Genomic DNA, 21,836 nt, shown 5'->3' on the forward strand with positions numbered 1-21,836 from the left:
AAGTAGGACTATTCACCATGCGTCATCGTAATAGTGGTGTGAAATTAGGCCGTACAAGCAGTCATCGTAAAGCGATGTTCCAAAACATGGCTAACTCTTTGTTTGAACACGAGTTGATCAAAACAACTGTGCCTAAAGCGAAAGAATTACGTCGTGTTGCTGAGCCTTTAATCACTTTAGCTAAAGTCGATACAGTAGCAAACCGTCGTTTGGCATTTGCTCGTACTCGTTCAGCTGCAACTGTGGGTAAATTATTTACCGTTCTTGGCCCTCGTTACAAAGAACGTAACGGCGGCTATCTACGTGTTCTTAAAGCGGGCTTCCGTGCAGGTGATGCTGCACCGATGGCTTACGTTGAGCTAGTAGATCGCGAAGTTGAATAATTTCGTGTAGAGTAGCGTATGTTATTCAAAAAAGGTCGGTTGTATAAACTGGCCTTTTTTAATGCCTGAAATTTATAATTTGGGTTGTCTGAACTCTGTGAAGGATTGTCCTGAAAAGATAAGAATTAAATTGCTTTTAACCAAACTTGACATTGTGTATTGTCAATTTTGTGATTTAATAAAAATAGATACTCGTATAGGTAAAAAAATAATATGGAAAAGCAGGTTGATATTCTGATTGTAGGGGCAGGCATTTCTGGGATTGGTCTGGCCGCCCATTTGTCCAAGCATTGTCCGCAGCGTTCATTTGAAATTATAGAACGACGTGAAAGTATTGGTGGGACCTGGGACTTATTTAAATATCCGGGTATCCGTTCAGATTCGGATATGTCGACTTTTGGTTTTAATTTTAAACCCTGGCAAAAAACCAGCGTATTGGCAGATGGACCCTCTATTAAAGGCTATTTGAATGAAGTGGTGACAGAATTTCAATTAGAACCAAAAATTCATTACCAGCATCGTGTCATCAGTGCCAATTATGATTCAGCCAGCCATAAATGGTCAGTTAAAATCGAAGATGCAGAAGGAAAAACACAGACTTGGATTGCAAGCTTTGTTTTAGGCTGTACTGGTTATTATAATTATGATCAAGGCTTCCAGCCGGATTTTCCGAATCAGCAGGCCTTTAAAGGACAGTTTATTCATCCTCAGCACTGGCCGGAAAACCTGGACTATCGCGCTAAAAAAGTGGTGATTATTGGAAGTGGAGCAACTGCGATTACGCTTGTTCCAGCGATGGTAAAAGGTGGAGCAGGGCATGTAATCATGTTACAACGCTCACCTACTTATATCGCTTCGGTACCCTCTATCGATGTGGTCTATGCCAAAATGCGTAAGTATCTGCCCGAAGAGATGGCTTATAAGCTGACCCGTGCCCGAAATATCGGTATGCAGCGTGGAATTTATGCACTGGCACAGAAACAGCCAAAACTATTGAAAAAATTGCTGCTGAATTCTGTGAAATTCCAGCTCAAAGGCAAAGTGGACATGAAACACTTTACCCCCAACTATGAGCCATGGGATCAGCGTTTATGTGTAGTTCCTGATGGGGATCTATTTAAAATTCTACGTGAAGGTCATGCATCGGTTGAAACCGATCATATTGAAAAATTGACCGAAACGGGTATTTTGCTGAAATCTGGCAAGCATTTGGAGGCAGATATCATCGTTTCAGCCACCGGTTTAAATATTCAAATCTTAGGTGGTATTCAGGCCACTTTAGATGGCAAGCCTCTCAATACCTCTCAGCACATGTTATATCGCGGTATTATGGTCAGTGATGTGCCGAATATGGCCTTAATTATTGGTTATATCAATGCTTCTTGGACCTTAAAGGTAGATATTGCGGCAGAATATATTTGCCGTTTGCTGAACCATATGGATCATAAGGGGTATGATGAGGTGGTCGCTCAAGGGGATGTTAGCGAATTGATGGACGATACGGTCATGGGCAGCTTGAGTTCGGGCTATATCGCCCGCGCGGCGGATGTCATGCCAAAACAGGGGAAACATGCCCCTTGGCATGTCAGTAATAATTATCTGGCCGATCGCAAGGATCTGAAGCAGGCTTCTTTTAAAGATGGTGTGCTGAAATTTAAAACCAAAGTAACTGCTGTTCAGAGCAAGCCACGACTGGTATCCTGAAAATCTATGTAAAATAAAAAGGAGTACTTAAGGTACTCCTTTTTAGATTATGAAACATTAAAGCGAACGGGCAATCAGCTCTTTCATGATTTCATTGGTGCCTGCATAGATGCGATTGGCCCGGTTATCGAGATAAGCTCTAGCAATTGGATATTCCAGCATATAACCATAACCACCATGCAATTGCAGGCATTCATCTACAACCTTACTGTACATTTCTGAGATTTTGTATTTGGCTGCAGCTGCTGCGTCAACTCCTAACTCATTTTTCAGCTGTAACTCCATACAGCGATCCAGATAGGCACGGCATACTTCGATTTCAGTACGCAGCTCTGCCAGTTTAAAGCGGGTATTCTGAAAGGCTGCCACGGGTTTGCCAAAAGCCTGGCGTTCCTCGGTGTATTGCAGTGTATGTGCAAAAGCCGCTTCAGCACCAGCCTGACAGATAATCGCCACAATCAGGCGTTCCCAAGCCAGCTCTTTCATCAGCATAATGAAGCCCATACCTTCCATGCCCAGCAGATTTTCTTTAGGCACACGGACATCGTCGAAGAACAGTTCACAGGTATCCTGGCCTTTCATCCCGATTTTATTTAAAGGTTGGCCTTTGCTAAATCCTACACGTTCTGCTTCTACCAGAATAAGGGATAAATTGGCGGAGCCTTTGTCGCTATTGCCCGTTTTGCACACTACAATTGCCAGATCACACAGATAGCCATTGGTAATGAAGATTTTGGAGCCATTGATAATATAGTCATCTCCATCCTGAACAGCAGTGGTGCGTACTGCTTGCAAGTCGGAGCCGGTACCGGGTTCGGTCATGGCAATGGCTGTAATGGTTTCACCCGTCGCCATTTTCGGTAACCATTGTTGTTTCTGAGTGGCATTGCCAAAATTTAAAATATAGTTGGCAACGATATCGGAATGTAGGGAAAAACCGGTGGCTGAATCACCGGCATAGGCCTGTTCTTCAATTAGGATCATGCTATAGAGACGATCTACACCGGAACCTCCATATTCTTCCGGCATGGTCGAGCAAAGCAGGCCTAATGCACCTGCCTTGAGCCAAAGCTCACGGTCAACATGCTGTTGGTGCTCATATTTTTCTGTATAAGGAATGACTTCCTGTGTATAGAATTTGTGTACCGTCTCACGAAAAGCCTCATGTTCGGCAGTGAATAATTGGCGCGGTAACATGCCAGCAAGCGGTCGGATCGCAGTGGATTGCATTTTATTTTTCCTGATTTTGTGTATTTTTCTCTAAATTAGGACAAGCCGGTATAGGCAGCAATGAGCAAAAGACTCAAATCCCAGATATATCCTGATGCTTTTGGTCATTTATATGAAATTCCTCGAAATTCAGTGATTGCATCAGGTAAACTATTCGGGTTTGAAACCGGTTGGGGGAACTCGATGACTGATGAAATAAGCTTAGAAGAACGCAAAGTGATTTATCGTGCACGTCGTGGCTTAAAAGAGTTGGATGTGTATTTTGATCCTTACGTAAAAAACTACTATCTCAGCGCTGAACCTTTTGAAAAAGAAATGTTTGCTGAGCTGGTTGCTCAGGAAGATCCGGATCTGCTGGACTGGTTTATGGAAGTGTCGGAACCGCCACGCCCTGAATTGAAAGCCTTTATCTTGAAACTTAAATTTTACGTTCATGGATAATCGTTGTTTCAGGCTGAAACGCAGTAAATGTGCCCTGACGTTTCAGCTATTTATTTTTGCTGTATTGATGTTCCTGCTTTACCAGTTATTACCTCTGTTTCTATGGGGGGTATGTGGTATTTTAGGTGTCCTCATTTATCATCTGTTTTACCGTAAAACTCCGCAGGTTGAACAGTTGGAATACCTGGATGGGCGAGAATGGTCACTGAGCACGGTAAAAAAGACCTATCGTGTGATGATTAGTCATGTGATTGATCATCAGGCCTATATCGTGGTGTATTTCCAGCATGCCAAGGCGCGCCCTTTGCTGATCTGGTGTGATCAATTGCCGCTAAAACAGTGGAAATCTTTAAAAGTTCTTACAAAAATGCTGTAATTGTTAGACAACTAGCGCAGCTTTATTTTCTATAAATCTATTTAAAACAAATATATATTTCTCAAATCTCTCTTTTTGTTAGACAGGATTCGTTGTTTATTGAGGGAAAGAGTGAATTGTCTGACAATTTTCCTGCTGGTTTTTTGATAAGCAGGTACATTGAAGTCACCAACGCCAGCAGAGGAGATCATGATGGAATTTCCAGTATGGATGTTTCTGATCGCAGCAATTGTTTTAGCCTTGGTCATTGGAAGACTTGGAACAATATTGAAGGAAAAATTTTCACCTGAACCCTAATAAAGCCTATTTAAGTGCTTTCCCAGTTAATAAGTGGCATGTGCTGAACCGTCGCAATGCTACTTTTTTTTGCCCAAAATTTGGGTATTTTTCTATTCGAGTCAATTGCACTGGACTAAATTCATGGCAAAGTGATTGTTTTGGATTAGAGTAAATACTCTTTTATTCCTAAAAAGCTTCTGCTATGTTTAGCAGCATATGGACATCATCACAATTATAGAGGACAGGAAAATGTCGAGCGTCCGAAAAATATGCCAAGGTATGGCGACCATTGCAATAACAACAACAGTTTTAACAGGATGTTCTCAAGTCACCAAGACCGGTGCCAATGTTGCACTCGGTTTTACTGAAAAGCATGTTGTCCCGCCAATTCTGGCGATGGATGATGCTGAAATGGTGTGTAATTCCGGTAATGCTTTAACGCCAGCCATTATGTCCACCAAGGAAATGGGAGCGGATCCTACTCGTGTGGCAGTCTTGATGTATTCTGCAGCCGGTATCTGTGCCGAGAAGAAGGCACTCGAAGCAGAATTACGCTATTTGCGAGCTTCCAGAGCTAATCAGGTCACCGAAGCACAAGATGCCCGCGTTGAACAAAAGCGCTGGGCCGCTCTGGCAGCGCAGCGTCAGTACACAGGCTATCAGTTATTCCAGACCCGTTATGAGAAAAAGTACAATAAAGGACTGGGCGAAGAATGCGCACGCATGAACAGTGATATTGAGCAGACCGTGTATTTGCTTGGCATGTTAAGCGGTTTGCAAGCCATGACCAATGATATTAATTCCGGTAATGCGGTCAATGTACCCAAAGATATTGCTGCTGTGGTCGAACGTGGCATGACCTGCCTAGACAATGCCAAATTCTGGGGTGTGCCAAATGCGACCCGGGCTGTTATCTGGACCTTATTGCCAGGCGCGGGAGAGGGCAAGCCAGAGCCTTACCAAACCCTTAAACAATCTACACAAATCGGTGAGCAAAAAGGTGTACGTTTATCACATGCTCTGTATGCAGTAGCAGCTCAGGCCAGCGGGGACGATGCTAAAGTACGAGATGCCCTAAAAACTTTTGCCCAAGCCCGCAGTGATGAGAAACCGGTTAATCCTCAGTTCAAACTCATCGACAGTATGGCAGCCATGATGACCGAAGGTATTGCAGATCGTTACTGGACTGAACATACGGGTGTACGTAGTGCAGATGATGGTATGCAGAACTTTTGGGATGAAACAGCCAATTCTTCAGAACTGGATGAGCTGTTTAATGCTGACATGTAATTAATAGAATAGGCATGAGCGGCTGTATAGCTCATGTTAGTGGCTCACAGGGAGGACAAGAAGCCGATGTACGATCAAGATCTGCGACGAAAAATTATTTTTCTGGCGGCTTTTGTCTCTCTTGCTGCATGTTTGCAAATTTTTATGGAGCACTTTATTTACTGGCGGGAAAGTTTGCTCGGTGAGTTCTGGCGGCCCTGGACGGCACATTGGGTGCATGTCAGCTGGGTACATTATTTGTTGAATATTCTGGCCTTTATCTGCTTGCCTTTTATATTTCCCCGCGTCACTATCTGGCATTTTACAGCGATTTTGCTGATTTTACCGCCGTTGATCAGCCTGAGCTTTTATTTCTTTTTACCAAATATTGAAGCGTATGCCGGTCTATCCGGGGTATTGCATGGGGCGTATGTGGCAGTGGCCTGTCTTCATCTGCTCTACCGGCGTGAACGAAGCTTTGCCACGCTGGTTCTGGTTTTAATTTTAGGCAAGCTGATCTGGGAAAATACTATAGGTAATATTGGCACTGCACAATTAATTGGTAGTCCGGTACTGGTAGAAGCGCATTTGTTGGGTGTCATCTGGGGAGTGGTAATCGCCTTGCTGTATATACTCGTCAGCTATGTTCGTGAAAGTTAAATAGTTGGCATAAAAAACGAAAAAGAAAATACAAATTGTCACTCTTATTTTGACAATATTCATGCAGAGTCGAAAAAGATAATAAAGAAACTTAGCTCCGAACAGGACGTGTCGGAGCATACAGGAAGATTGGCGTCCTGAACCAAAGGGTCGCTAAAACAAAAAAAATAGGAATATACATGCAAAACGATAATCAAAACAGATCAGGTCTGGGTCTGTTGCGTTATATCTGGACCGAATGGATCTCGACCTTTGTGGTGCTCATCTTGCTTTTGCTTACCCTGATTATTGGGACAGGTGAAATGATTCACGGTCAGCTATTACGTATGGGTGAACGCCTCTATGGTGATCCGGCAACCGGGATGCAATATTCATTTTTACGGGCAGAGCCTACTGCACCCCAATGTGAGCGCAATATTAATGTCGATCAGCGCGTTCAGGAGCAAATGAAAACGGATGCTGCGGATGAGTATGCCGACTTCTTTGGCGTTCGTGCTGAAGCGGATGTCCGTGCTGCCGTTATGCAGGCCCAGCAGGTTTGTGAGGAGTCCTATGGGTTCTATGACAAGGCGATTGCACATATGCAGGCTTATCCTAGTATTCGGGCCTATCGTACTTTTGAAACCACGTTCTTTGGACTGTTTAAGTTCGGAACTGAAAACCGGGCGTTATTGCTGGTGATCATGGTGGTATTTGCTGCGATTAGTGCGACTTTAAAAACCCACCACATTGGTCTGCGTAGCCCGGCCACTAAAATTGATTTCCGGGTATATACCTTGGCCATGCTGATTGCCAATGTGTTCCTGGCCTTTTCATCTTATAGCCAATATCAATCCGTACTGAATTCTGGTGTCCCGATGGGCGAGATGAAGTATATCTACTGGTTATGGATGATTTTATTCGGAACTTTGACCCTCGTCAGTTTGTTTCAGGTCATCCGGCTTCCTCAGCCTATACGTGAAGGGGGTAGTCTGGGACTAGCATTTTTAAGTGTACCTCTGTATGCCTATATGGCGATTACAACCGGGATCAACTTTACCTTCTTTATGGATTATCCAATGGGACAGGGGATTTACCTCGGTCAACTGGTTGAATTTTCCAGTATTTTCCTGAATCTGGCCCTGTTTATCTGGGCTGGTATGCTGTTAAAACAGACCCGTGTGGTCGACATGTTTTTGAATATTCTGCGTCCATGGAATCTGGCACCAGAAACCCTGACCTGGCTGATACTGCTTGCAGCAGCCTTGCCGACAGCCTATACCGGTGCTTCAGGAATTTTCGTGATTGCAGCGGGTGCCATTATTTATAAGGAAGTCTGGAATGCCGGAGGGCGTCGTCAGTTTGCCTTGGCAGCTACGGCGATGTCTGGCTCGTTGGGTGTGGTTTTGCGTCCATGTCTGCTGATTGTTGTGGTGGCCTCCTTAAATAAAGAAGTCACGACCGATCTGCTGTATCACTATGGTCTGTATGTTTTCCTGCTGACTTCAACTTTATTTTTAGTCATTTCACTGTTCTTTGCCGAGCATAAGTTTAGGATTGCTGCACCAAGCATAGCTGCACCACAATCAGCTCGTGCCTTTGTTGCGATCATTCCTTATGTGATGATCTTTGTGCTGATCTGGTTGTTCTATAAATATGCCTTGTCGACCAACCTGAATGAGTTTACTGCACCTGTGATGATGCCAGTGATCTTGCTGATGATCGTGCTGTTTGACAAGCTGCGTCATGAGCCTGCGCCGTTACCAGCAGTTGGACATTGGGATGAAACGCTGACCGCGAGCCTAGGTTCAGGTTCTACGCCGGCGCTTGCAACGGCGAGTGCTGCTGCTCCTGCCGAGTATCGTGAAGCAGCACATGCTGAGCAATCTCAAAAAGAGTTGGCAGTAGATCATGGCGTTCCACGATCACCGTCGAATGGGAATTTGCGTCAGGTGGGTTTCTGGAAGTCCATGCATATCTCTACCAGTGAAACGGTAGGGCATATCGGTGCTTTGGTTATCCTGATGGCGTTGTCAGTCAGTGTCGGCGGTTTGCTGGAGCGTCTGGAAATCATGGAAGCTTTCCCGACCGATATTAGCAGTACGCTACTAGTAATTTCGATGATTGTCGGGCTGATGATTTTTGTCGGGATGATCATGGACCCATTCGGTGCCGTTATTTTAATCTCGGCTACGGTAGCCCCAGTGGCTTATCAATACGGCATTCATCCTGTGCATTTCTGGATGATTACCTTGATTGGCTTTGAGCTGGGCTATGTCACCCCACCTGTAGCATTGAACCATCTATTGGCACGGCAATCCATTGGCGATGCTGAAGTGGCCGAAGCGGATGCAGAAGTACGCCATCTGTCCTTCTACTATCGTTTTGAACGCTGGATTTTGCCAGTGATCGTATTGTTGCCAGCTATGCTGATCATTGCTTATGTACCTTATATTTTTAAGCTATTTGGCTGGTATCAATAGGTTTCAATAAAGGCATCTTCGGGGCATACATGTCCCGCCGTTTGCTTTAAATAACAACCTGAGTCTCAACGGTTAAAATATCGGTATGACCCCATATTTTAATAACAAGAACTCAGGTATTGTCCTATCTGAAGATTGTGCGTGATTCCTGAATAAAAGTTATTTCATCTTGTGAGATTGATGGCCTGTCCATCAGTAGCATTCAGGATAAAACCAAGATCATTAAGATATGGGCATCAAGTTAGCAACCTCCAATATGACTCATATTCATTGTCTATCTATTGGCCTTTTCAGGCACTGGATGTGAGCAGAAGGGCAATGGAGATAAGTCGTAGTCAGTTGAGTTTATTTGAAGTTAAACCTTCAAAACCTCTTATTCACTGCGGAAAAGGTATGAAAACAAAAAGAACCTCAATTGAGGTTCTTTTTGTAATATGTCTGGGGGAGCAGGACGCTACGGACCTGTTTCTAGAATCCGGTTAGGCGACAGAATCTGCTGGATTTTTTTGCCATAAGCTTTCCAGGTCGTAAAACTTACGAGCAGTGGGCAGCATGCAGTGAACAACCACATAACCTAAATCAATTAGAATCCATTCTGCATCACGTTCACCTTCCACGCCAAGTGGACGGAAACCGGCTTTACGTGCTTCTTCAGCAACATTATGGGCAAGAGATTTAATATGACGCGTTGACGTACCACTGGCAATAATCATGGCATCTGCAACATTGCTGATACTGCTGACATCAAGCTCGACAATTTCTTTCGCTTTTACATCTTCAAGGGCTGCGTGTACAACGTTCAGACACTCTTGTACCGCTGGAGAATAAGAATTCATGCTGTGATCGTGGGAATTAGAAGCGCTGGGCGATGGTTCTAAATTCATAGAGGGTATAATTTCCTAACAATTATGCTGATCTAATATAGCGGTTTTAGTCTTAAATTTCAAACGCTACCCTGGCCGGCTTAGTCATGCTCAGGAAAGAATTCAGCTTTCCAGCTAAAGGAATCATTGGAGTGTCCGAGCGGCTTATATTCGGCTGCAACATAAGCTTGATATTGACTACTCTTTAACCACTGAAAAATATCATAATATTCAATAGAAGCAGTATTTGGCTGATGCCGACCCGGGTAATCTGCAAATTGTATATGTCCAATCACTGCAATATTTTCTTTCAAAGTTTCCAGTACATCTTCGCCCATCATGGCCATGTGATAACAGTCATATTGCATTTTTAGGGCCGGATGCTGAACTGCTTCCAGCATTTCCTGAGCCTGGGCAATATTTTGTACTAGAAAGCGAGGCATATCCTTGCCATTAATCATTTCAAATACAGGCTCAATCTGATGCTCAGCGAGCATAGAACAGGCCATCTTTAAATTGCTGGCGAGGGTTTTCAGGCAGGGCAGCAGGTCACAGTCGAGTGGCTGCCGTCCTGCCAGAATATTGACCCGCGGTACTTGGAGTGCGGTTGCATATTGGATGGCCTGTTGCATGGCGTGACGAAATTCCAGTTCCTGTCCCGGAATACCTGCCAGACCATGGCCGCCCTGCATCAGGTTACCGGCTGGTACATTGATGAGGCAGAGGCTGAGTTCATGTCTGCTTAACTGACTACGAATCTGCTCTATGCTGAGTTCATAGGGAAACTGTATTTCAACATGTTCAAATCCGTGGGCACGGGCAAGGGCAAATCGCTCTAGGAGGGGAACTTCCGTAAAAATCATCGAAAGATTAACGGCGAGTTTAATCATAGGAAATGTCCTTGCTGAGTATTTAACAGGAATAGCGTATTAATGATTGATCTGCTGAATGAGAGAGGCCAAATCTGCTTCAGCAAAGCCTTGATCCTGATGAGCTTTTAATTGGGATAAAGCCTGCTGTGCAACCGGAATATCCAGCTCCAAACTGCGGGCCAGTTGTACGGCATTATTCAGATCTTTAGACAGGGTCTGGACTTTCCATTGTACCGGTTCAAAGGTTTGGGTGGCCATACGCGGTGCCAGAATCTGAAAGGGCTTGGAGTCGGCAAAACCATCGGCCAGTGCAGGGGCCAGTAAGCGGGTATCGACCCCGGCATGCTCCGCCAGCGCGACAGCTTCGGCAATGAGGGTGCTGTTGGCAGCTACAATCAGCTGATTGCAGATTTTGGTTGCTTGGCCCGCACCATTGTTGCCCATACGGGTGACACGCTGTGACAGCACCTTATAAATCAGGCTTAACGCGTCAATGATTGCGCGATTACCACCTGCAAAGATGACCAGATTACCCTGTTCGGCACCTGCTGTTCCACCAGAGACGGGTGAGTCAATCCAGTTGACCTGTTTGGCCTGTGCCTGTTCAGCCAGCAGCAAGGTCTGGGCAACTGAAAGACTGGAGAAATCAACAATAACCTGACCGGCTACCAGAAAAGGCGCAATTTGTGCAAATACCGCCGCCATCGCCTGATCATCGGCCAGACAGGTCAGAATTACAGGATAATCTGAAATCTGCTCGAGACTTAAGGCAAGGGCACCCATAGCAATAAGCGGATCGCAGGCGGTCGTTGTACGATTCCACACTGCAACCTGAAAACCGGCCTGTAGCAAACGTGTCGCCATACGGCTGCCCATCAGCCCCATGCCCAGAAAAGCAATTTTGCTCTCACGATTAAATAGCATCTGTGTTTTCACCTCTTGATTCCGCTTGCACTCTTATGATTTGTACTGACGTGGTACAAACTGAATCTCCGGATTCTTGTCTTTTTTACGGGCCAGCTGGCTGTTTTTGCCCAAAATTAATTTTAATTGCCAGATTTTTTCCATACGCAGGGATTTGTTCGGATGGTGCTGCATGGCATCCAGCACAAATTTAGAAGCCATTAAGGCATCTGGGGAGCGTTGTAGCATTTCCTCTGCCAGGGCCTGAGCTTTGACAAATGGTTGCTCATCTAGATGAGTGACCAGACCAATTTCTTTGGCATAGGCCCCTTCAAAAATACGTGCCGTTAATGTCAGCTCTTTGGCCAGATCAATCCCGATCAAGCCTTTGAGTGAACGGCTCAGGCCCATATCTGGCACCAGACCCCAGCGGGTTTCCATAATCGACATTTTGGTGGCGGGGTGAGCAATACGGATATCGGCGGCAAGCGCCAGTTGCATGCCGGCACCAAAACAGAAGCCTTCAAGTGCTGCAATCACGGGCACAGGTAGCTCCTGCCACACCAGAAAGGCTTTTTGAAACAGGCTCTGGCCCGGGCGAATCAGCTCCCAGGCGGCAAAGACACGGTTTTTAGGATTGTTTAAGTCAGCCAGATCAATTCCGGCACTAAAGACCTGGGCTTCGCCTGTCAGGATGACACAGCGGATGGATTTATCTTTTTTAATCCGCTTGGCCGTCTGCACCAGTTCACGCAGCAGGGCAAAGCTCATGGCATTACGTTTGTCTGGACGGTTCAGTGTAACCGTCGCAATTCCATTATTTTTTTCAAAGCGTACCAGAGACATGGGGTTCATCCTTATTTTTTCTTCAGCGAGCATAACATGCACTCTAAGCACTTGCATGACAGTCCGGTCACGCTCTCTTTACGTGTCCCGGACTAAAAACAGATTTAATGATCGGATTTATACAGGATTTGTCGGGCTGCCTGTTGGACCTGCTCAATGACGGTTTTTAGCTCATCCAGATATTTCAGCACCTGCTGTACAAAACTCTCATCTGCTTTACGGCGCTCTTTACGCAAGGTCGAAACAAACTGCTCAAACTCGCCTGTGATCGTTTGCAGGCTTGGCGTACCGACATAACGAGTTGCGCCATAGAGGCGGTGCAGAACATGTTCAAGCTGAGGAAAATCCTCCAGCTCGATCAGCTGCTCAATTTCAGTCAGTTCATTTTCAAAGCTGTCGACCAGCATGCCGAGCAGGTCAATCGCCAGATCCTCTTTGTTGGCTGCCAGTTGCAGGCTTTGTTGCCAGTCCAGAATATTAGGATCCAGGGCTTCAATGACATTGATACGTTCGGGTACCGGCGGTTTTTTAAAGCTTTCTGTGGTCCATTGGGTCAGGATCTGTACAATCTGCTCAATCTGAATTGGCTTGGTCACATAATCATCCATCCCATTTTGCAGCAGTTTATGCTTTTCATCGGAGAGTGCATGGGCGGTCAGGGCAATAATCGGCAAGCGCTGCTGAGGCTGGGGGTCAAACGTAGATTCCAGTGAGCGAATCGCACGCGTGGTATCAATGCCTGACATCACCGGCATCTGGATATCCATAAACACCAGATCAAAAGGGCTGAGTCCCTGTTCATGGCGGCTCTGGATAATATGCAAGGCTTCTTGTCCGCTAATGGCTTTGGTGGTACGGACATTCAGTTCGCCCAATAAGGCTTCCAGGACAATCAGGTTCGGTAGATGGTCATCCACAGCCAATACATGCAACCCCTGGCCATTAAAGCTTTCATACTGTTCTTCTTCAAAACTTTGCTGGTTGCTCAGGAGTTGAATCAGGGCCGTACGGCTGAGTGGCTGATGCAGGGCGCGAGCGCGATGTTCATTCAGCATGTTCGGATCAAGCTGCATCTGATAGCCATACACTGCCAGATGACCCTGATAACGGGTACGGATTTCTCTGAGCAAGGCCTGTCCATCGCCGCCATGATCAACAATAAGCCAAGTGTTGTCGGTGCTGTGTAAATGATTCAGGCGACTGAACAGATCCAGAATAGAGGCACATTCACTGTGTGCCACTTTATAGTTTTCTAGATAATGCCGCAGTACATTGGCGGTTGCCGGATGCGCCAGATAGGACACTACCGTCAGTTCACTGAAATCCGGATGTTCAATCACATGTTCTTCATCCAGCAGTAATTGTGCCGTAAACCAGAAAGTTGAGCCTTTTTCAGTCGGGGCGCGTTCCTGATTATCTTCAAAGCCAATCTGGCCATGCATCAGGCTCACTAATTGCTTGGAAATAGCCAGACCCAGACCGGTTCCGCCGAACTGACGGGTGACAGAGGTGTCGCCTTGCGAGAAGGATTCAAACAGTCTCTTGCGGTCAGTACCACTCAGGCCAATACCGCTGTCCTGTACGCTAAAGTGCAAGACACAGTGCTCCAGGTCCTCATGTTCCAGACGTACCCGGACAATGATTTCCCCGTCGGGGGTGAACTTGATGGCATTGGAGATCAGGTTGGTTAAAATCTGCTTGAAACGTAGCGCATCGCCAATCACATGTTTAGGCACATTGTCGGCATAGTAGAAGGCCATATCGATATGCTTTTGCGCAGCCAGCGGCGAGAGCATATCCATCACATCAAAAATAGCTTCTTCCAGATCAAAAGGTGCGGTTTCCAGCTCCAGTTTACCGGCATCAATCTTGGAAAAATCCAGCACATCATTAATCAGGGCCAGAAGATGGGCTGAAGACTTGCGAATGGTCTGCAGGTACAGGCTTTGTTCATTGCTCAGGTTGCCCTGACGCAGCAATAAATGGATAAAACCGTCAATACTGTTCAGTGGCGTGCGCAGTTCATGTGAAATATTGGCCAGAAATACCGATTTGGCCTGATTGGCAGAAATGGCCTGATCGCGTGCCTGACGATAGGTAATGTTTTGCACTTCTAAAGTGTCTAAGGTACGGCGCAGGTCATCTTCGGTCTGTTCGGTATGTTCGCGTAACTCCAGAAAACTAAAATGCAGACGTTTAACCACATTGGCAATATCGCGTTGCAACAGGCGCAGCTCGCCGGTACTGTTAATAACCATGTGTTGGTCCAGCGTATCGACGTTCAGGCGTTGCAACTGCATGCGAATTTCATACATCGGCGCAATCCAGCGACGCGAATAGAAATTCAGACATAACAGCAGAAGTAATAAGGTCAGTAAACCAGTGGCAATCAGTACGATTAATACCCGGTAACGGGCGATTTCCAGAGGCTGATTATCCAGCTCAATGGCCAGCCAGCCGGAATTAAAGCTATTTTCATTGACCCTGACCGCATAAATATGATTATTTTTATAAAGAATGGGGCCGATAAAACTGGCAGCTTGATTGAATTCCGGCCAGGGTGCCTGTTCTTGAAAGCCAATTCCCAGACGGTTTCGGCCATTTTCATCCAGAATTGCTGCACGTACCAAATGCTTTTCATTCAGCATATGCTGCATGGCACTGTGCGCCTGATCATATTGCCAAGGATACAGGCTTAAAATATCAAGTGAATATTCTGCCGTAGACTGAAAACGCGTCATAATCGCAATCGCCATCTGCTTTTGCTGGGCACGTGCCGCATTCGAGGTTTCAGTAATCACCAGAATGGCACCTACACAGGCCAAGATGGTAATCGGCACAAAAATCAGTGCAATCAGCTGTCCATAAGCGTGATTTAAGTGCAGGCGTTTAAACATCTTTTTATTGATACTTGACATGATTTAAGCAGTATTTTCCTTATGTCGGGCATATTAGCATGCTTTAAATTGACAGTTAAAATTTAAGCATTATTTTTATTCAGGTAGCCGCCGTGAAATACTGATCATCGGGTTTATAAAAGAGCTATCCTGCACATTTGCTCAGATAAAAATGCAAAGACATAACTGGATGCCATTTTCTTTAAATAGCATAGATTTGACCTACTCTTTTGAAAATACCTGTTTTTGAATCCATTTTTGATAAAGCGGAGCAATCTGCAAGCCGTAGGAAGGAAAAAGAAAAGGGGAAATGGATGCAGGGAAAAGTATTTTTTCATACAATAGTCGCACATCGATATAGGTGCAAATAATGAGTAATACATACCCCGATTTCCAAGCCGATGAATTTTTGTTAGACCATTGTGTCGGTAAAACGCCACTGGTGCGTTTGCAACGTCTGGCAAGTCATACTCAAGCGACTGTATTGGCTAAGCTCGAGGGCAATAATCCGGCAGGTTCAGTGAAGGACCGTCCTGCTTACAATATGATCATGCAGGCAGAAAAACGCGGGCAGATCCAGCCCGGCGATACCTTGATTGAGGCAACCAGCGGAAATACGGGAATTGCATTGGCGATGGTGTCTGCCATGCGCGGCTACAACATGAAGCTGATCATGCCGAATAACATGAGTCAGGAACGTAAGGATGCCATGCGTGCTTATGGGGCCGAGCTGATTGAAGTAAGTAAAGAGCAGGGCATGGAAGGCGCGCGCGATCTGGCCTTGCAAATGCAGGCAGAAGGTAAGGGGCTGGTTCTGAACCAGTTTGGTAATCCGGATAATGTCGAAGCACATTACCTGACCACAGGTCCGGAAATCTGGCAGCAGACGGGTGGCAAGATTACCCATTTTGTGAGTTCCATGGGAACGACTGGCACAATCATGGGGGTGTCCAAGTACCTGAAAGAAATGAACCCGGAAATTCAGATTGTAGGCTTGCAGCCTTCGGATGGCTCAAGCATTGCAGGCATTCGTCGCTGGCCGGAAGAATATCTGCCAACGATTTTTGACCGTAGCCGGATTGATCGTATTATGGATATTCCGCAGATTGAAGCTGAAAGAACCATGCGTAAACTGGCCCAAAAAGAAGGTATTAGTGCCGGTACCTCATCAGGCGGAGCCGTTTGGGCCTCCATTCAGTTGGCCGAAGAGCATCCAGACGCTGTGATTGTCTGTATCATCTGTGACCGGGGTGACCGTTATCTGTCTACCGGCCTGTTCTCTGTAGAAGATCCCGAATAATTGTTGAGAAATCGTTTATGCGCTTGCCTGTTTTAACTTTCGATATTGAAACCCAAACCGATCTTAAATCAGGCGCTCATCTGTTTGGTCTGGATCTGCCCGAGACAGACCTCGAGCAGGCCCTGACCAAATTACGCCGTCAGGAATCTGGTTCGGATTTTCAGCGTTTGCCCCTGCATGAGATTGTCTGTATTTCCGGTTTATGGATGGATGAGCAGGGCATGCGCCTGTTTTCTTTTAGTCAGGAACAGGACAGCGAAGCAGAGATTTTAAAAAAATTTCTGTCCATTTTTGACAAGCGCCATCCGACTCTGGTGAGCTGGAACGGCTCACAGTTTGATTTACCGGTAATTTTATACCGTGCCATGTATCATGGCCTTTCAGCCCCCAGCCTGTTCGACCAAGGCGAAATTGACACACAAAAGCGTTATAATAACTACCAGAATCGTTACCATCAGCGCCATGTCGATTTGATGGATGTCATGGCCATGTTTCATGCGCGGCATTTTCAAAAACTTGATGATGTGGCGCATTTGCTGGGTTATCCGGGAAAACGCGGTGATGGTGTGTACCGTATACCGAATTACGTCCGCGACCAGCAATGGACTGAAATCACCAGTTATTGTGAAGGCGATGTCCTGAATACCTGGCTGGTATATATTCGCTGGCTCTTGCTAAAAGGGCAGCTGTTATTGCCGGATTATCAGCATCTGTTGCAAAGCACCATTCAATATTTGCAGACCCAGCCGCAGCATGCAGATTTTTTAAGCCGCTGGCGCGAAACTGCGCAGCAGACTGCATTTACCCGTTTTGATTTTCCACTCTCCACAGATTAGGTTTTCATGAAACATCGCGCTCGACCCCGTCTCCAACAGCCATCCGAGTATATTTTTCAGGTTGAGTCGCTTTCCCATGAAGGGCGTGGCATAGCTCACTATGGCACCCATCCTGATCATCCGCCTGAAAAACACGGCAAGAAAGTGTTTATCCGCTATGCGCTGCCGGGTGAAACCGTGCGTGCCCGTATTAGCCGTGAAGTCAAAAAGCTGGAAGAAGCCGACAGTATAGAACTGCTGAGTGCACCTTTTAATATGCGTATCCAGCCCATCTGTCCGCATTTTGGGATATGTGGTGGCTGTAATATGCAACACATTCATCCCGATGCCCAGATTGAGCTGAAGCAGAATGTATTGCAATCGCATCTGGCACATTTTGCAGGCATCCAGCCGGAACAATGGCTGATGCCTTTGCGTTCCCAGCGTGAAGATTATCGCCGTAAAGCCCGGATTGGTGTGCGCTATATCGCACAGAAAGACCAACTGGTGGTGGGATTTCGTGAAAACCAGTCTAACAGGCTGACTTCAATTGACCGTTGCATGATTCTGGATCGTGAGTTCGGCTCGGTTACAGCTCTTAAACAATTGCTCCAAAGTCTAAATGGTCAGGCCGACATCGGTCATATAGAATTAGCCATGGGTGATGCAGAAATTGCGCTGACGGTTCGGGAAACTGCAAAACTATCAGCAGAAGATGTCAACCAATTGCGCCAATTTACGTTAGATAAAGGCTGGCAGCTGTATTTGCAGCCTGTGGGCAAGGATACGCTGCAGCGTATGGACGACTCGCAAGCTGCTGCACGCTTGCACTATGGTCTTGATGACTTCGCCGTAACATTCGGGTTTAATCCTTCAGACTTTACTCAGGTAAATTCGACTATTAACCCGCAGATGGTCCGTCTGGCATGTGATTTGCTTCAACTGCAGCAAGGCGAAAGGGTTCTGGATCTATTTTGTGGATTAGGAAATTTTTCCTTACCTTTGTCACGCTGCGTGGGGCCTTCAGGTCGGGTTGTGGGCGTGGAAGGTAGTGAAGAAATGGTACAACGTGGTCGGGAAAATGCCAGATTAAATGGGATTGAACAGATTTCGTTTTATTCACAAGATTTAACCAAAGATTTTTCGCAGCAGGCTTGGGCAAAACAGGGTTTTGATGCATTATTAATCGACCCACCACGCTCAGGAGCGGAAGAAGTAATGCAGTATGTGCCTAAATTTGGCGCAAAAAGAATCGTTTATGTGTCATGTAATCCGGCAACCCTGGCAAGAGATGCGGGAATTTTGACACAACAGGGTTATCGCCTGAAACGGGCCGGAGTGATGGATATGTTTACCCATACTGGCCATGTAGAATCGATCGCCTTGTTCGAAAAAGAAAATTAAATAAACGATTAAAGAGATGATGTATCTAAAAGTAGGAGAAGGGTATGGTCACAGTGCGTGAACAACTGCCTGGGCGACTCAATGAGTTGTCACAGGAGACGACTGTAGAACATGCCGAACAAGCACACCAAGATCTGACCGAATGGTTAGAGCGGGTTCGTGGCATATTAGATGGAGCACCCTTAACGCAGCTCGAGGAAGTCGCTCATTTAACATTACAATATGAGCTGCAAAGTACGATTCAGCATCGCTCCAATACCTTCTATACCGGTATTGAAATGGCCGATATTCTGGCGCATCTGCATGTGGATGAAGATACCTTATCGGCTGCGATGCTCTATCGTTCCGTGCGTGAAGGGGTCATGCCGCTGGCAGAAGTGCGGGAAAGGTTTGGCGAACAGGTGCATAACCTGGTCAAAGGCACCCTCGCGATGGGTAAGTTGTCCGAGCTGATTGAAAAAAATAAACGTCTGGAAGACCATTTCAATAATAACCAGCGTGAACATCTGACCGGTATTTACAAGATGCTGATTTCGGTCACCGAAGATGTGCGGGTGGTCTTGATCAAGCTTGCCGAGCGTACCTATGCCTTACGTGAACTGACTAATTCTTCGCGTGAGCGTCAGGAACGGGTAGCCCGGGAAATTTTGACCATTTACTCACCGCTTGCCCACCGTTTGGGCATTGCCCAGTTGAAATGGGAGCTGGAAGATCTGGCTTTCCGTTATCTGGCGCCTGAACGCTATAAAGAAATCGCTTCTTTATTGAATGAAAAACGTTTGGAGCGTGAGCAGTATATTCAGTTTGTTATTGATAAGCTGCGTACTGAACTGAGTGAGTATAATATCGACGCTGAAATCAGTGGCCGGGTAAAACACATTTATTCGATTTATCGAAAAATGAAAAGCAAAAACCTGAGCTTCGACCAGCTTTATGATATTCGTGCGTTACGGGTTCTGGTAAAAAATGTGCCGGAATGCTACCACACCTTAGGGATTGTTCATCAGATCTGGCGACATATTCCACACCAGTTCGATGACTATATTACTAACCCTAAAGCGAACGGTTACCGTTCCTTGCATACGGCGGTAATAGCCGAAAACAAATCGCTCGAAGTGCAGATCCGTACCTATCAGATGCATGAAGAGGCAGAATTGGGGGTCTGTTCACACTTTAACTATAAGGAAGGTTCAAAAAATACCGATCATTCCTTTAACCATCGTTTGCATTCCTTGCGTGCTGTGCTGGAGCATTATCAGGAGCGCAATGAGGCCAGTGCCTATAAAACAGATGATGAAACTGAGAATTTTGAGCATATTCAAGAATTTGAAGGTTTTGAAAAAATCTATGTATTTAGTCGTGATGGGGATATTAAGGAGCTGCCACGTGGCTCGACAGTGCTGGATTTTGCCTACCATGTGCATACTGAAGTCGGGAACAAGTGTTATGCTGCGCGGGTCAATCAGCGTTATGTGCCGCTGACCTATACCTTAAAAACCGGTGAGCAGGTTGAAATTCTGACCAAGAAAGACCGTGAGCCGAACCGGGACTGGCTGGTGAATTCACTGGGCTATATCCGGACAGCACGTGCGCGGGACAAATTGCGTCACTGGTTCCGCCAGCAGGATCGTAGCAAGAATCTGGAAGTGGGCCGTGATGTACTGAATAAAGAACTTTCACGTCTGGCGATTCATCCAAAATCCATTGATTTGAGTGATTATTGTAACCATTTTAATGTAAAAAATGGTGATGATATTCTGATTGGCATCGTAAATGGCGATATTAGCCTGCATGCCCTGATCAATCAGGTGAACCGTCATATGCATCTGGATCAGGATGAGCCTGAACTGGTGCTGAAGCCGGCTTTAAATCCACGAGCCAGTCACACGCTTTCAGCGCATGGGATTCTGATCGATGGTCTGGATAATGTAGAACTGCATATTGCGCAGTGCTGTCAACCAGTGCATGGTGAGTCTATTGCAGGTTATATTACCTTGAACCGTGGGGTAAGCATTCATAAGGTGGCTTGTCCGGACTATGTGCGCATGATTAATCAGGAACCGGAACGCGCAGTAGAAGCGGACTGGGAAATGCAGCCAACCCGGGGGCAAAGTGTACAGATTGTGGTGGAAGCTTATGATCGCCGGGGTCTCTTGAAAGACCTGACCCAGGTCATTTTCTCGGATCAGATTAATATCCGGCAGGTCAATACGATCTCGGAGTCCGATGGTATTGCCAATATGAAATTGCTGATTGAAGTAAAAGGCCTGGCGCAACTGTCCAAACTGCTGGCCCGTCTTGAGCAGCAACCGGGAATTATCAGTGCACGCCGTCTGGTACAAGGCAATTAATTTCTGATCGAATACTTTAAAAGCCCGCAATTCAATTGCGGGCTTTTTTGTTGTAAGGTGTCTGTTCAGAATAAAAAACCAGCTAAAAATATGAGTGCGACGGAAATATTTGAGCGCAGACGTCATAATCTGGCCAAGCTCATTGACCATCTGATTGACAGCCAGCGCTTTAAAAATGGCAAAGACATTTGTGAGCATTTTGGTCTGTCAGCGTCTTATATTACCCAATTACTGAATAGCAAACGCCAGATAGGGGACAAAGCCGCGCGGGAGCTGGAACGGCAGCTGGGGCTGGAAACCCTGTTACTGGATCAAGCCCTAGAGTCGCAGACTGAGTTGTCCCCCGCCCAAGTATCGTGTGCTCTATTTCAAATGCACACTGTTGAGCAGCAGGCTTTTCGTTTAAGTCCTTTGCTGGGCGCTATCGGAAAAGTACCTATAATCTTATCTGCGTCTGATTACTATGCAATTCAGGTTAATGATCAGCATTATTTTCCCGCTTTAAAGCCCGGTTACTGGGTGGTCTGTGATCCAGGACAGCAAGTCCAGCCTCAGGACATGATCTGTTTATATCTGAACAATGCCATACAGCTCATGGTGGAACTAATTGCTGAAACAGAAAACAGTTTGCAGTTGCAAAGTCTGGATGCTAGCCGGACGGTCAGTTTTAAAAAATCCGATATTGAAAAGATGCATAGGGTGGTGGCCATTCTACCGGCCAGAGAGATAGGTGTGAATTGAAAATAAATCAGCCCATCCGAAGATGGGCTGAACACTGATT

General features: G+C 46.0%; 18 protein-coding genes. 12 read left to right on the top strand and 6 right to left on the bottom strand.

Features of this window, described 5'->3' with window-relative positions; all coding sequences use genetic code 11:
- Nucleotides 1–17: 17 nt before the first annotated feature.
- Together rplQ and NI461_RS01150 are read left to right on the top strand one after the other, a co-directional pair.
- Nucleotides 18–383 (top strand): 50S ribosomal protein L17, encoded by a 366-nt coding sequence (gene rplQ, locus NI461_RS01145; protein ID WP_151203973.1) that lies wholly within the window; start codon nt 18–20, stop codon nt 381–383.
- A 213-nt stretch (nt 384–596) separates the two neighbouring features.
- Nucleotides 597–2,087: an NAD(P)/FAD-dependent oxidoreductase gene (locus tag NI461_RS01150; RefSeq protein ID WP_253156203.1), complete on the top strand. Its 1,491-nt coding sequence runs from the start codon at nt 597–599 to the stop codon at nt 2,085–2,087.
- A gap of 57 nt (nt 2,088–2,144) precedes the next feature.
- Here NI461_RS01150 and NI461_RS01155 read toward each other — a convergent pair whose 3' ends face one another.
- Nucleotides 2,145–3,317, bottom strand: coding sequence for an acyl-CoA dehydrogenase family protein (locus tag NI461_RS01155; protein WP_253156205.1), 1,173 nt, complete (start codon nt 3,315–3,317; stop codon nt 2,145–2,147).
- Between the two features lie 183 nt (nt 3,318–3,500).
- Here NI461_RS01155 and NI461_RS01160 point away from each other — a divergent pair, with 183 nt between their 5' ends.
- The 5 genes from NI461_RS01160 to NI461_RS01180 all read left to right on the top strand — a co-directional run bounded on the left by NI461_RS01160 (nt 3,501) and on the right by NI461_RS01180 (nt 8,804).
- On the top strand, nt 3,501–3,758 hold the full coding sequence (locus NI461_RS01160; RefSeq protein ID WP_151204001.1) for a succinate dehydrogenase assembly factor 2: 258 nt from the start codon (nt 3,501–3,503) through the stop codon (nt 3,756–3,758).
- Complete coding sequence (locus NI461_RS01165; RefSeq protein WP_253156207.1) at nt 3,751–4,134, top strand: hypothetical protein; 384 nt, start codon at nt 3,751–3,753, stop codon at nt 4,132–4,134. Before NI461_RS01160 ends, NI461_RS01165 begins: the two co-directional genes overlap by 8 nt.
- A 528-nt stretch (nt 4,135–4,662) precedes the next feature.
- Nucleotides 4,663–5,703, top strand: coding sequence for a hypothetical protein (locus NI461_RS01170; protein WP_151207433.1), 1,041 nt, complete (start codon nt 4,663–4,665; stop codon nt 5,701–5,703).
- A 66-nt stretch (nt 5,704–5,769) separates the two neighbouring features.
- Entirely contained in the window at nt 5,770–6,342 is a 573-nt protein-coding gene (gene rrtA, locus NI461_RS01175) for a rhombosortase (RefSeq protein WP_253156208.1), read from the top strand.
- 179 nt (nt 6,343–6,521) lie between these two features.
- Complete coding sequence (locus tag NI461_RS01180) at nt 6,522–8,804, top strand: TRAP transporter large permease subunit (protein ID WP_253156210.1); 2,283 nt, start codon at nt 6,522–6,524, stop codon at nt 8,802–8,804.
- Nucleotides 8,805–9,283: 479 nt separating this feature from the next.
- Here NI461_RS01180 and rsfS read toward each other — a convergent pair whose 3' ends face one another.
- The 5 genes from rsfS to NI461_RS01205 all read right to left on the bottom strand — a co-directional run bounded on the left by rsfS (nt 9,284) and on the right by NI461_RS01205 (nt 15,206).
- On the bottom strand, nt 9,284–9,688 hold the full coding sequence (rsfS, locus tag NI461_RS01185; protein WP_253156212.1) for a ribosome silencing factor: 405 nt from the start codon (nt 9,686–9,688) through the stop codon (nt 9,284–9,286).
- Nucleotides 9,689–9,768: 80 nt separating this feature from the next.
- Nucleotides 9,769–10,557: a TIM barrel protein gene (locus NI461_RS01190; RefSeq protein WP_253150457.1), complete on the bottom strand. Its 789-nt coding sequence runs from the start codon at nt 10,555–10,557 to the stop codon at nt 9,769–9,771.
- Nucleotides 10,558–10,596: 39 nt separating this feature from the next.
- Nucleotides 10,597–11,463, bottom strand: a complete 867-nt coding sequence (locus tag NI461_RS01195) for an NAD(P)-dependent oxidoreductase (protein ID WP_253156214.1) — start codon at nt 11,461–11,463, stop codon at nt 10,597–10,599.
- Nucleotides 11,464–11,496: 33 nt separating this feature from the next.
- Entirely contained in the window at nt 11,497–12,288 is a 792-nt protein-coding gene (locus NI461_RS01200) for a crotonase/enoyl-CoA hydratase family protein (RefSeq protein WP_253156216.1), read from the bottom strand.
- A 104-nt stretch (nt 12,289–12,392) separates the two neighbouring features.
- Entirely contained in the window at nt 12,393–15,206 is a 2,814-nt protein-coding gene (locus tag NI461_RS01205) for an ATP-binding protein (protein ID WP_253156219.1), read from the bottom strand.
- Nucleotides 15,207–15,555: 349 nt separating this feature from the next.
- On the opposite strand from NI461_RS01205, the gene cysM reads away from it, so the two are divergent.
- The 5 genes from cysM (at nt 15,556) to NI461_RS01230 (ending at nt 21,796) form a co-directional block, all read left to right on the top strand.
- Complete coding sequence (gene cysM / locus NI461_RS01210) at nt 15,556–16,485, top strand: cysteine synthase CysM (protein ID WP_253156221.1); 930 nt, start codon at nt 15,556–15,558, stop codon at nt 16,483–16,485.
- Between the two features lie 17 nt (nt 16,486–16,502).
- A complete protein-coding gene (locus NI461_RS01215; RefSeq protein ID WP_253156222.1) occupies nt 16,503–17,321 on the top strand; it encodes a 3'-5' exonuclease in 819 nt (272 codons plus the stop codon).
- Nucleotides 17,322–17,327: 6 nt separating this feature from the next.
- Nucleotides 17,328–18,704, top strand: a complete 1,377-nt coding sequence (gene rlmD, locus NI461_RS01220; protein ID WP_253156240.1) for a 23S rRNA (uracil(1939)-C(5))-methyltransferase RlmD — start codon at nt 17,328–17,330, stop codon at nt 18,702–18,704.
- Between the two features lie 44 nt (nt 18,705–18,748).
- On the top strand, nt 18,749–21,055 hold the full coding sequence (locus NI461_RS01225) for a bifunctional (p)ppGpp synthetase/guanosine-3',5'-bis(diphosphate) 3'-pyrophosphohydrolase (protein ID WP_151205264.1): 2,307 nt from the start codon (nt 18,749–18,751) through the stop codon (nt 21,053–21,055).
- Nucleotides 21,056–21,145: 90 nt separating this feature from the next.
- Nucleotides 21,146–21,796, top strand: a complete 651-nt coding sequence (locus NI461_RS01230; protein ID WP_253156242.1) for a hypothetical protein — start codon at nt 21,146–21,148, stop codon at nt 21,794–21,796.
- Nucleotides 21,797–21,836: the final 40 nt, after the last annotated feature.

The organism is Acinetobacter sp. S4400-12, assembly GCF_024129495.1.
In the GTDB taxonomy this organism is placed as follows: domain Bacteria; phylum Pseudomonadota; class Gammaproteobacteria; order Pseudomonadales; family Moraxellaceae; genus Acinetobacter; species Acinetobacter lwoffii_C.

Excerpts from the sequence above, each read along its gene's own strand:
- NI461_RS01150 (WP_253156203.1), top strand. The coding sequence starts at position 597 with ATGGAAAAGCAGGTTGATATTCTGATTGTAGGGGCAGGCATTTCTGGG.
- NI461_RS01180 (WP_253156210.1), top strand. The coding sequence starts at position 6,522 with ATGCAAAACGATAATCAAAACAGATCAGGTCTGGGTCTGTTGCGTTAT.
- NI461_RS01230 (WP_253156242.1), top strand. The coding sequence starts at position 21,146 with ATGAGTGCGACGGAAATATTTGAGCGCAGACGTCATAATCTGGCCAAG.
- NI461_RS01155 (WP_253156205.1), bottom strand. The coding sequence starts at position 3,317 with ATGCAATCCACTGCGATCCGACCGCTTGCTGGCATGTTACCGCGCCAA.
- cysM (WP_253156221.1), top strand. The coding sequence starts at position 15,556 with ATGAGTAATACATACCCCGATTTCCAAGCCGATGAATTTTTGTTAGAC.
- rsfS (WP_253156212.1), bottom strand. The coding sequence starts at position 9,688 with ATGAATTTAGAACCATCGCCCAGCGCTTCTAATTCCCACGATCACAGC.
- rrtA (WP_253156208.1), top strand. The coding sequence starts at position 5,770 with ATGTACGATCAAGATCTGCGACGAAAAATTATTTTTCTGGCGGCTTTT.
- NI461_RS01190 (WP_253150457.1), bottom strand. The coding sequence starts at position 10,557 with ATGATTAAACTCGCCGTTAATCTTTCGATGATTTTTACGGAAGTTCCC.
- NI461_RS01205 (WP_253156219.1), bottom strand. The coding sequence starts at position 15,206 with ATGTCAAGTATCAATAAAAAGATGTTTAAACGCCTGCACTTAAATCAC.
- rlmD (WP_253156240.1), top strand. The coding sequence starts at position 17,328 with ATGAAACATCGCGCTCGACCCCGTCTCCAACAGCCATCCGAGTATATT.
- NI461_RS01160 (WP_151204001.1), top strand. The coding sequence starts at position 3,501 with ATGACTGATGAAATAAGCTTAGAAGAACGCAAAGTGATTTATCGTGCA.
- NI461_RS01170 (WP_151207433.1), top strand. The coding sequence starts at position 4,663 with ATGTCGAGCGTCCGAAAAATATGCCAAGGTATGGCGACCATTGCAATA.
- NI461_RS01165 (WP_253156207.1), top strand. The coding sequence starts at position 3,751 with ATGGATAATCGTTGTTTCAGGCTGAAACGCAGTAAATGTGCCCTGACG.
- NI461_RS01215 (WP_253156222.1), top strand. The coding sequence starts at position 16,503 with ATGCGCTTGCCTGTTTTAACTTTCGATATTGAAACCCAAACCGATCTT.
- NI461_RS01225 (WP_151205264.1), top strand. The coding sequence starts at position 18,749 with ATGGTCACAGTGCGTGAACAACTGCCTGGGCGACTCAATGAGTTGTCA.
- rplQ (WP_151203973.1), top strand. The coding sequence starts at position 18 with ATGCGTCATCGTAATAGTGGTGTGAAATTAGGCCGTACAAGCAGTCAT.
- NI461_RS01200 (WP_253156216.1), bottom strand. The coding sequence starts at position 12,288 with ATGTCTCTGGTACGCTTTGAAAAAAATAATGGAATTGCGACGGTTACA.
- NI461_RS01195 (WP_253156214.1), bottom strand. The coding sequence starts at position 11,463 with ATGCTATTTAATCGTGAGAGCAAAATTGCTTTTCTGGGCATGGGGCTG.